The 9213-nt window shown below is 70.2% G+C and carries 13 protein-coding genes; 12 read left to right on the top strand and 1 reads right to left on the bottom strand.

Annotated features, from left to right (window positions below):
* Positions 1–556: class I SAM-dependent methyltransferase (locus ACWEN3_RS09455; RefSeq protein ID WP_452967766.1), on the bottom strand; the 556-nt coding region annotated here is incomplete at its 3' end.
* A 524-nt stretch (positions 557–1080) separates the two neighbouring features.
* Here ACWEN3_RS09455 and ACWEN3_RS09450 point away from each other — a divergent pair.
* The 12 genes from ACWEN3_RS09450 (at position 1081) to ACWEN3_RS09395 (ending at position 9128) form a co-directional block, all read left to right on the top strand.
* Positions 1081–1677 (top strand): hypothetical protein, encoded by a 597-nt coding sequence (locus ACWEN3_RS09450; protein ID WP_452967763.1) that lies wholly within the window; start codon positions 1081–1083, stop codon positions 1675–1677.
* Positions 1678–1988: 311 nt separating this feature from the next.
* Complete coding sequence (gene rpsP / locus ACWEN3_RS09445; RefSeq protein WP_061925778.1) at positions 1989–2408, top strand: 30S ribosomal protein S16; 420 nt, start codon at positions 1989–1991, stop codon at positions 2406–2408.
* A gap of 5 nt (positions 2409–2413) precedes the next feature.
* Positions 2414–2653 (top strand): RNA-binding protein, encoded by a 240-nt coding sequence (locus tag ACWEN3_RS09440; protein ID WP_005479813.1) that lies wholly within the window; start codon positions 2414–2416, stop codon positions 2651–2653.
* Between the two features lie 82 nt (positions 2654–2735).
* Positions 2736–3281, top strand: a complete 546-nt coding sequence (gene rimM / locus ACWEN3_RS09435) for a ribosome maturation factor RimM (protein WP_452967761.1) — start codon at positions 2736–2738, stop codon at positions 3279–3281.
* On the top strand, positions 3278–4111 hold the full coding sequence (gene trmD / locus ACWEN3_RS09430; protein WP_452967758.1) for a tRNA (guanosine(37)-N1)-methyltransferase TrmD: 834 nt from the start codon (positions 3278–3280) through the stop codon (positions 4109–4111). Before rimM ends, trmD begins: the two co-directional genes overlap by 4 nt.
* Positions 4112–4246: 135 nt before the next feature.
* A complete protein-coding gene (gene rplS / locus ACWEN3_RS09425) occupies positions 4247–4597 on the top strand; it encodes a 50S ribosomal protein L19 (RefSeq protein ID WP_351485043.1) in 351 nt (116 codons plus the stop codon).
* A 45-nt stretch (positions 4598–4642) separates the two neighbouring features.
* On the top strand, positions 4643–5344 hold the full coding sequence (gene lepB / locus ACWEN3_RS09420; RefSeq protein WP_452967756.1) for a signal peptidase I: 702 nt from the start codon (positions 4643–4645) through the stop codon (positions 5342–5344).
* Complete coding sequence (lepB, locus tag ACWEN3_RS09415) at positions 5337–6428, top strand: signal peptidase I (RefSeq protein WP_452967753.1); 1092 nt, start codon at positions 5337–5339, stop codon at positions 6426–6428. The genes lepB (ACWEN3_RS09420) and lepB (ACWEN3_RS09415) overlap by 8 nt, the downstream gene beginning before the upstream one ends.
* The gene (gene lepB, locus ACWEN3_RS09410; protein ID WP_452967751.1) at positions 6316–7320 is read left to right on the top strand and encodes a signal peptidase I; all 1005 of its coding nucleotides are present in this window, start codon (positions 6316–6318) and stop codon (positions 7318–7320) included. Before lepB (ACWEN3_RS09415) ends, lepB (ACWEN3_RS09410) begins: the two co-directional genes overlap by 113 nt.
* Before the next feature lie 111 nt (positions 7321–7431).
* On the top strand, positions 7432–8217 hold the full coding sequence (gene lepB / locus ACWEN3_RS09405) for a signal peptidase I (protein ID WP_452967749.1): 786 nt from the start codon (positions 7432–7434) through the stop codon (positions 8215–8217).
* On the top strand, positions 8207–8731 hold the full coding sequence (locus tag ACWEN3_RS09400) for an NUDIX hydrolase (RefSeq protein ID WP_452967746.1): 525 nt from the start codon (positions 8207–8209) through the stop codon (positions 8729–8731). Before lepB (ACWEN3_RS09405) ends, ACWEN3_RS09400 begins: the two co-directional genes overlap by 11 nt.
* 88 nt (positions 8732–8819) lie before the next feature.
* The gene (locus tag ACWEN3_RS09395) at positions 8820–9128 is read left to right on the top strand and encodes a DUF2469 domain-containing protein (RefSeq protein WP_003965949.1); all 309 of its coding nucleotides are present in this window, start codon (positions 8820–8822) and stop codon (positions 9126–9128) included.
* Positions 9129–9213 lie beyond the last annotated feature (85 nt).

Genomic DNA, 9213 nt, shown 5'->3' with positions numbered 1-9213 from the left:
CATCCACTACTGCCTCGGCGCGCCGCTCGCCCGCCTGGAGGGGCAGACCGCGCTGGCCACGCTCCTCACCCGGCTGCCCGACCTGCGGCTCGCCGAGTCCCTCGGAGTCCCCCGCGAGGCAGCCGATCGGCTCGAAGACGGTCACCAGGGTGTACGGGGCCGTCTCCGCGCCGGCCGCGTCCGCGGGCGTGCCCTCGACGAGCTTCGTGGCCGCACGCGGGCGCGTGCCCGCGCCGCCGCGGCGGCGGCCGCCTCTGCCGCGCGCGGTGCCCGGCAGCAGCCGCTCGCGTGCGAGGGCGAGCCGCTCGGGGGAGGAGTCGACACCGGTGACGGCGGCCCCTCTGGCGGCCGCCGTCAGCAGGGCGAGACCGGAACCGCAGCGCAGGCCCAGCAGCCGGGTGGCGGGCCCCACTTCAAGTCGCTCGTAGACGGCCTCGTAGAGCGGGACCAGCATCCGCTCCTGGATCTCGGACCAGTCACGCGCGCGTGCGCACGGGTCCACGCGGGGACCGGAGTCCGCGTGAGGCACGTGCTGCCGCACGAGCGTAGGTGTCATAGGTAAGCGCCCCAATCCGCCGACAGTTCACCGCTGTGCCCGATTGCGTGGCCCCCGTGCCGTGCGCGCGCACTTCCCACGTATGCCAGGTAACTCCCGGCTCGCGGTGCCGTCCAGGGGTCGAGGGGCCCCGCTTGGCCCCGGAACGCGGGTGTGGCGAGATTTCACGTCCCGGCAATCTGGGTGGCCGTACGGTGGCCGCTTCAGGGGAAACGGGCCGGTACCGGGGGCTTCGGCCGCGAGCGGTAACACCACGGCCGTCACGGACGCTGAGCAAGATGAGGCCCCGCGCCGAGAGCGACCGAAACGTCTCTTGCGCATCCGCCGACGACCGTCGCACAGGGCCCTACTGGCAAGGTCGTAGCGCGGACTACGCACCAGCTTGGTATGAGCTGTGAGGCTTCTCCGCAGATCAGCGCACCCGCCCTCGTCAGGACGCATCAGCGGCAACTGACGGGTACGTGCAAATTATTTGGGATGGCCCGGAATAGGAACACAGCGGCACCCCCGCTCGTTGTCATTACGTGAGCACGACACAGACACCACCTGTTCTCGCCGCAGAGCTGGCGCAGGCGTGGGCCGACATTCAGCGGTACCACCCCGAGCTGCCGGACCTTGCCGCGCCAGAGTCCCTGATCGGGGAGTCGTCGTCCGCGTGCGGGCACGAACTCTCCTTCGAACGACTGCTGCATGAGGCAGTCCACGGCATCGCCGCCGCCCGGGGGATCCGCGACACCTCCCGCGCCGGCCGCTACCACAACCGCCGCTTTCTCGCGATCGCCGAGGAGCTGGGCCTGGACCATCCCGATGAACCGCATCCGAGCAGCGGCTTCTCACTGGTCACGCTCAACCCCGAGGCGAAGCGGCGCTACCGGCCGACCATGGAGCGGCTCCAGCGCGCGCTGAAGGCGCACACGGCCGCCACCTCCGCCGACACCTCCCGCACCTTCCGCGGACCGGCCGCCCGGCACGGCTCCTCCGGCGGTGGCGTCCGCGTCAAGGCCGTCTGCGACTGCGGGCGCAACGTCCGGGTGGTCCCCTCGGTCCTCGCCCAGGCGCCCATCGTCTGCGGCGGCTGCGGGAAGCCGTTCAGGATCCCGGAGGTCGTCGGAGCGGCATAGCCGCGAGCCGCGCGAGTACCGGCATCTCGTGGGTGCCGGGTCGTGGACAGCGACGAGCCGCAGGGCACCGGGCAACGCACCCGACGCGACCTCACCTCCGCGCCGGGTGCTTCCCAGCCATGCCCGGGCGCCTGCCGCCCCCCTCGGCCGGAGGCGACCCGCAGGGTGTGGCACAATGTCTAGCTGTACTCGACAGCCGAACAGGACCCCTCTCTCCTCCGGCTGACGCGTCCATCGGGCATTCGGGTACCGCAACCCCACGCGGCAGCTCGCCGTGCCCAACCACGTCAAATCCAGGAGAATCCACTCCCGTGGCAGTCAAGATCAAGCTGAAGCGTCTGGGCAAGATCCGTTCGCCTCACTACCGCATCGTCGTCGCCGACTCCCGTACCCGCCGTGACGGCCGGGCCATCGAGGAGATCGGCAAGTACCACCCGACCTACAACCCGTCGGTCATCGAGGTGGACGCCGAGCGCGTGGCGTACTGGCTGGGTGTCGGCGCGCAGCCGACCGAGCCCGTCCTCGCCATCCTGAAGAAGACCGGCGACTGGCAGAAGTTCAAGGGCGAGCCCGCCCCGGCGCCGCTGCTCGTCGCCGAGCCGAAGGCGACGCGTCCGTCGTTCGAGGCTCTCGGCGGTGACGACGAGGGCAAGGGTGAGGCGATCACCCAGAAGAAGAAGGCTGAGAAGAAGGACGAGGCGGCTGCCGAGTCCGAGTCGACCGAGGCCTGAGCAGCATGCTCGAAGAGGCGCTTGAGCACCTCGTGAAGGGCATCGTCGACAACCCTGACGATGTGCAGGTCGCCTCGCGCGACCTGCGCCGCGGGCGCGTTCTCGAGGTCCGGGTCCACCCCGACGACCTCGGCAAGGTGATCGGCCGCAACGGCCGCACCGCGCGCGCCCTGCGTACCGTCGTGGGCGCCATCGGCGGCCGCGGTGTCCGCGTCGACCTGGTCGACGTGGACCACGTCCGCTGACGCTTCATCGCAACCGGCTCGGGCCGGGGAGGGCCACTGGGCCGTCCCCGGCCCGCAGTCGTATGACAGGAGATCTGTACACGTGCAGCTGGTAGTCGCGCGGATCGGCCGCGCCCACGGCATCAAGGGCGAGGTCACCGTCGAGGTACGTACCGACGAGCCGGAGCTGCGGCTCGCCCCGGGCGCCGTTCTGGCCACCGACCCGGCCTCCACCGGGCCGCTCACCATCGCCACCGGCCGCGTCCACAGCGGCCGCCTCCTCCTGCGCTTCGACGGCGTCACCGACCGCACCGGCGCCGAGGCCCTCCGGAACACCCTGCTGATCGCCGAGGTGGACCCGGAGGAGCTGCCCGAGGGCGAGGACGAGTACTACGACCACCAGCTCGTCGACCTCGACGTGGTCACCGAGGACGGGGAGGAGGTCGGCCGGATCACGGAGATCTCGCACCTGCCCTCGCAGGACCTGTTCATCGTGGAGCGGCCCGACGGCACCGAGGTGCTGATCCCCTTCGTGGAGGAGATCGTCACCGAGATCGACCTGGAGGAGCAGCGGGCTGTCATCGCGCCCCCGCCGGGCCTGATCGACGACCGTGCCGAGATCGCCTCGACCAGGGACGACAGCGCATGAGGCTCGACGTCGTCACGATCTTCCCCGAGTACCTCGAACCCCTGAACGTCTCCCTCGTCGGCAAGGCACGCGCGCGGGGGCAGCTCGGCGTGCACGTGCACGACCTGCGGCACTGGACGTACGACCGGCACAACACCGTCGACGACACGCCCTACGGCGGCGGCCCCGGCATGGTCATGAAGACCGAGCCGTGGGGCGACGCCCTGGACACCGTCCTCGCCGACGGCTACGAGACCGGTGCGCACGCGCCCGTGCTGATCGTGCCCACCCCGAGCGGCCTCCCGTTCACCCAGGAACTCGCCGTGGAACTCTCCGAGCGCCCCTGGCTGATCTTCACCCCGGCGCGCTACGAGGGCATCGACCGGCGCGTCATGGACGAGTACGCCACACGCGTGCCCGTGTACGAGGTCTCCATCGGCGACTACGTCCTCGCCGGCGGCGAGGCGGCCGTGCTCGTCGTCACGGAGGCCGTGGCCCGGCTGCTGCCCGGGGTCCTCGGCAACGCCGAGTCCCACCGCGACGACTCCTTCGCGCCCGGCGCGATGGCGAGCCTCCTGGAAGGCCCCGTCTACACCAAGCCGCCCCTCTGGCGCGGCCGGGACATCCCGGAGGTGCTGCTCAGCGGCCACCACGGGAAGATCGCCCGCTGGCGCCGGGACGAGGCTCTCAGGCGCACCACCGCGAACCGCCCCGACCTGATCGAGCGCTGCGACCCCAAGGCCTTCGACAAGAAGGACCGCGAGATGCTCTCCATCCTGGGCTGGGAACCGGACCCGGACGGCCGGCCGTACGGCCGATTTTGGCGGCGGGCCGGGGGCATGGAAGAATAGACCGCTGTTGTGCGCCCGTCCGGCGTGCGCCCCTGCCGCAGGGGGACACGACGCTCGTCCCGACCCGCACGGCAGTCTCCCGTTACACCTAGTTTCCGTTGATGACCTGTGGCATCAGCGAAGAAAGCAGACGAAATGTCTCACCTGCTCGACACCGTCGACTCCGCGTCGCTGCGCAGTGACGTCCCGGCCTTCCGCCCGGGCGACACCGTCAACGTCCACGTCCGCGTCATCGAGGGCAACCGCTCCCGCGTGCAGCAGTTCAAGGGCGTTGTGATCCGCCGCCAGGGCTCCGGTGTCCGCGAGACCTTCACGGTCCGCAAGGTCTCGTTCTCCGTCGGCGTCGAGCGCACCTTCCCGGTGCACACCCCGATCGTCGAGAAGATCGAGCTGGTCACCCGGGGTGACGTGCGTCGCGCCAAGCTGTACTACCTCCGTGAGCTGCGCGGCAAGGCCGCGAAGATCAAGGAGAAGCGCGAGAGCTGAGCGCTTCCCCGGCGTCACAGCGGGGCCGGATAGCATCTGGCCCCGATGGACACCGAAGCACAGCCGACGGAACGCGACCGCACCTCAGGCCCGGACTCCCCGGGCACGGAGGGGCGGTCGCGTTTCGCGTTGGTGGCACGGACCGCCGAGTGGCTCCCGGGCGGCCGTGTCACCCTCACCCTCTTCGCCTGCCTGGCGTTTTTGCTCGCCCTCAACGCTTTCGTGGTGCAACCGTTCCAGATTCCGAGCGGATCCATGGAGCAGGGGTTGAGGATCGGGGACCGCGTTCTCGTAAATAAGTTGGCGTACCGTTTCGGTGCCCAGCCGAGCCGCGGCGACGTGATTGTGTTCGACGGCACCGGGTATTTCGGGGACGCCGACTACATCAAGCGCGTTGTCGGGGTGGGCGGAGACCACGTGGTCTGCTGCGACAAGAAGGGAAGGCTCGAGGTGAACGGCCGGGCGGTCGACGAGACGGCGTTCCTCTATCCCGGGGACGGCGCCTCCAGCGTGCCCTTCGACGTCGTCGTACCCGCCGGGCGCCTCTTCGTCCTCGGTGACCACCGCAGCGACTCCAGCGACTCCCGCGACCACCTCGGCTCGCCCGGCGGCGGCATGATCCCCGTGGGCGACGTCATCGGCCGGGCCGACTGGATCCTGTGGCCGTACGGCCACTGGACGCACCTGACGCGGCCGTCCGCCTACGCGCGCGTGCCCGCCGCTGCGTCGGAGGGCGCCCATGGGTAACCGCGGCAAACCGCGCGGGGTGCCCAGCACGCCCGCCGACGACCTGCTGCCCACCGGGACCCGCCGCACCTCGTCGCCCGGTGGCGGCCGCACGCGCGCGGATCGGCGGAAACTGCAGCGCAAGGTCAAGCGCAAGCGCCGGCGTTCAGCCGTTCGGGAGATCCCCCTTCTGGTCGGTGTCGCCGTCCTCATCGCGCTGGTCCTGAAGACCTTCCTCGTCCAGGCGTTCGTGATCCCGTCCGGCTCCATGGAGCAGACCATCCGGATCGGCGACCGCGTCCTGGTCGACAAGTTCACCCCGTGGTTCGGCTCCGAGCCGCAGCGCGGGGACGTCGTCGTCTTCCACGACCCGGGCGGCTGGCTGGCGGACGAGCAGACCCCGCCGAAGCACGACCCGGTCGTCGTCAAGCAGGTCAAGGAAGGCCTCACCTTCATCGGCCTGCTGCCGTCCGACAACGAGAAAGACCTGATCAAGCGGGTCATCGGGGTGGGAGGCGACCACGTCAAGTGCTGCGACGCGCAGGGCCGCGTCACCGTCAACGGCGTACCCCTCACGGAAGGGGCCTATCTGTACCCGGGCAACAACCCCTCGTCCATGCCCTTCGACATCACCGTCCCCAAGGGCCGGCTGTGGGTGATGGGCGACCACAGGGACAACTCCGCGGACTCCCGTGCCCACCAGAACACCCCCTACGGCGGCACGGTCTCCGAGAAGTCGGTGGTCGGCAGGGCCATGGTCATCGGCTGGCCGGTCGGCCACTGGACGCGCCTTGAAGAACCTAAAACCTTTGCAAGCGTTGCCCACTCCGTGTCGGGTGCAGCTGCGGCCCCCCGGCTGTCGCATAGGGTTGCCCCCGAGAATCCGAACGGAATGACCCAACTCCCGAGCCCTGCGGAACTCCCGCTCGTTATGGGAGTGGTGGGCCTGCGCCGTATGTGGGGCAGGCGGCGGCACGGAGTAAGGAGTTGGCGTGGGGGATGTGGCGGTTGGCGCACTGTCGGGACACGACGGCGAGGAGCACCGCGGGCACCCCGTGGAAGCGAACGCCCCCGTGTCGGACGGCGCCATGACCTCCGGGAATGACGCGACGGGCGACGAGGGCGCGCCGGAGACCGGACAACGCCCCCGGACCGCGGGCGCGGGCGAGGACGTACGCCGGCCGAAGAAACCGCGCTCCTTCTGGAAGGAGCTGCCGATCCTGATCGGCATCGCGCTGGTCCTGGCGCTGCTGATCAAGACGTTCCTCGTGCAGGCGTTCTCGATCCCGTCCGATTCGATGCAGAACACCCTCCAGCAGGGTGACCGCGTCCTGGTCGACAAGCTCACCCCGTGGTTCGGCTCCAAGCCCGAGCGCGGCGAGGTCGTGGTCTTCCACGACCCGGACAACTGGCTGGCGGGCGAGCCGACGCCGAACCCGAACCCGGTGCAGAAGGTCCTCAGCTGGATCGGCCTGATGCCGTCGGCGGAGGAGAAGGACCTGATCAAGCGGGTGATCGGCGTCGGCGGTGACACGATCGAGTGCAAGAACTCGGGCCCGCTGCTGGTCAACGGCCACCCGCTGAACGAGCCGTACGTCTACCCCGGCAACACGCCGTGCAGCGTCGACGACCAGGGCGGCCAGTTCACGGTGAAGGTCCCCCAGGGCTACATCTGGGTGATGGGCGACCACCGGCAGAACTCCCGTGACTCGCGGTACAACCAGTCGGACAAGAACCACGGCTTCGTCCCCGTCGACAAGGTCGTCGGCCGCGCGATCGTCAAGGCCTGGCCGATCAACCGCTGGGGCACCCTGCCCGTGCCGGACACCTTCGACCAGTCCGGCCTGAACCAGCAGTCCTCCGCCGCGTCGTCCCTGACGGTGGCCCCGGAGGGCGCCGCCGTCGCGGCGGTGCTGCCGGTCGCGGTCTGGCGGCGCCGGCGGGGTGACCGCCTGCGCGACACGACCGAGCACACGGCGGCCACCGGGAACCGGTGAGCCCGCCCGCGCCATGGACCGGGCCCCTCTGTGAAGCTCCGGGAAAGCTCTTTCCCGGGTCGTGAAAGAGGGGCTCCCCCCGTTCGGTACCGACAGGTAGGGTGCGGGTCCATGGGTGGCGAGAGCACGACGCGTACGGCCCCGCGCAGCGGTGGCACCGGGACGGCACAGACGGGCGGCGGCCGGGTCGGACAGCGGTTGTCCGGGCTGGCGGTGGCGCTGGGCCTGGTGCTGTTCCTCGGTGGTTTCGCCTGGGCGGCCGTGGTCTACCGGCCCTACACCGTGCCCACCAGTTCCATGACCCCCACCATCGACGTCGGCGACCGGGTGATGGCCCAGCGGGTCGACGGGGCCGATGTGCGCCGCGGTGACGTGGTCGTCTTCCGCGACCAGAGCTGGGTCACCAACGCCAACGTGGTCAAGCGCGTGGTCGCGGTCGGCGGCGACACCGTCTCCTGCTGCACCGACGGCAAGCTGACCGTCAACGGCAAGCAGATCGAGGAGCCCTACCTGCCCAAGGGCAGCCTGGCCGAGATCCAGAACTTCCCGACGGTGACCGTGCCCAAGGGCCGTCTGTTCCTCCTCGGTGACGAGCGCCGGGGCTCCCTGGACTCCACGGCCCACCTGACGGACGCGGCCAAGGGCACCGTCTCCCGCGACGCCGTGTCCGCCCGAGTGGACGCCGTCGTCTGGCCCTGGAAGGGCATGCTCAAGAGCCCCACCGGCTTCGAGGCCCTGGGGACCCTCTCCCAGCCCGGCCCGCTGGGCGTGATCGAGCTGCTGATCGCCGCCGGCGCCGTCCTGGTCCTCGGCGGGGGCGCCTACGGCCCGATCGCCAAGCGGATGGGCGGCTCCCGGGCCCGTGCCGCCCGCGCGGAGGCGGCCGGTGGCCGCTGAGACCGAGCGGCCGGGCGAGGAGCCGTACGAGGACGGTCTGCGCCAGGTGGCCCGGGTGGTGCTGCTCGACCCCGAGGACCGCATCCTGCTTCTGCACGGCCACGAGCCGGACGACCCGGCCGACGACTGGTGGTTCACCCCCGGCGGCGGCCTGGAGGGCGCCGAGACGCGCGAAGAGGCCGCGCTGCGGGAACTCGCCGAGGAGACCGGCATCACCGAGGTCGACCTCGGCCCGGTGCTCTGGCAGCGCAGGTGCTCCTTCCCGTTCGCGGGCCGCCGCTGGGACCAGGACGAGTGGTACTACCTGGCCCGTACGACCCAGACCGCGACGGCGGCGACGGGCCTGACGGAGCTGGAGCGGCGCACTGTCGCCGGAGCGCGCTGGTGGACGTGTCAGGAACTGACCCGGGCACATGAGACGGTGTATCCGACCAGACTCGCCGAGCTGCTGCGTACGCTGCTCGACGAAGGTCCCCCGGCCGGCCCCGTGACCCTCGACCCGGAAATCGTCTAGCGACATCGTCTGGCGACCCGGAAATCGACTGAGGGCCCGTGGGACTGGCGCACAATGGGGGGATCGCACGGCTGAAGGGGAACATGCCATGAGCGCCGAGGACCTCGAGAAGTACGAGACCGAGATGGAGCTGAAGCTCTACCGGGAGTACCGAGATGTCGTCGGTCTGTTCAAATACGTGATCGAGACCGAGCGGCGTTTCTATCTCACCAACGACTACGAGATGCAGGTGCACTCGGTCCAGGGCGAGGTGTTCTTCGAGGTGTCCATGGCCGACGCCTGGGTGTGGGACATGTACCGGCCGGCCCGCTTCGTCAAGCAGGTCCGGGTTCTCACGTTCAAGGACGTGAACATCGAGGAGCTGAACAAGAGCGACCTGGAGCTCCCGGGCGGGTGACGGGGTTTTCCACAACCGCTGAGTAGCCCACCAAGATCAACACGGGTGGGCCGGATGCGTGACGGTTGGCGCCGGAGGTGGTGCC

This window comes from Streptomyces sp. NPDC004561 (genome assembly GCF_053602155.1).
This window is presented reverse-complemented; position numbering and strand designations above follow the sequence as displayed.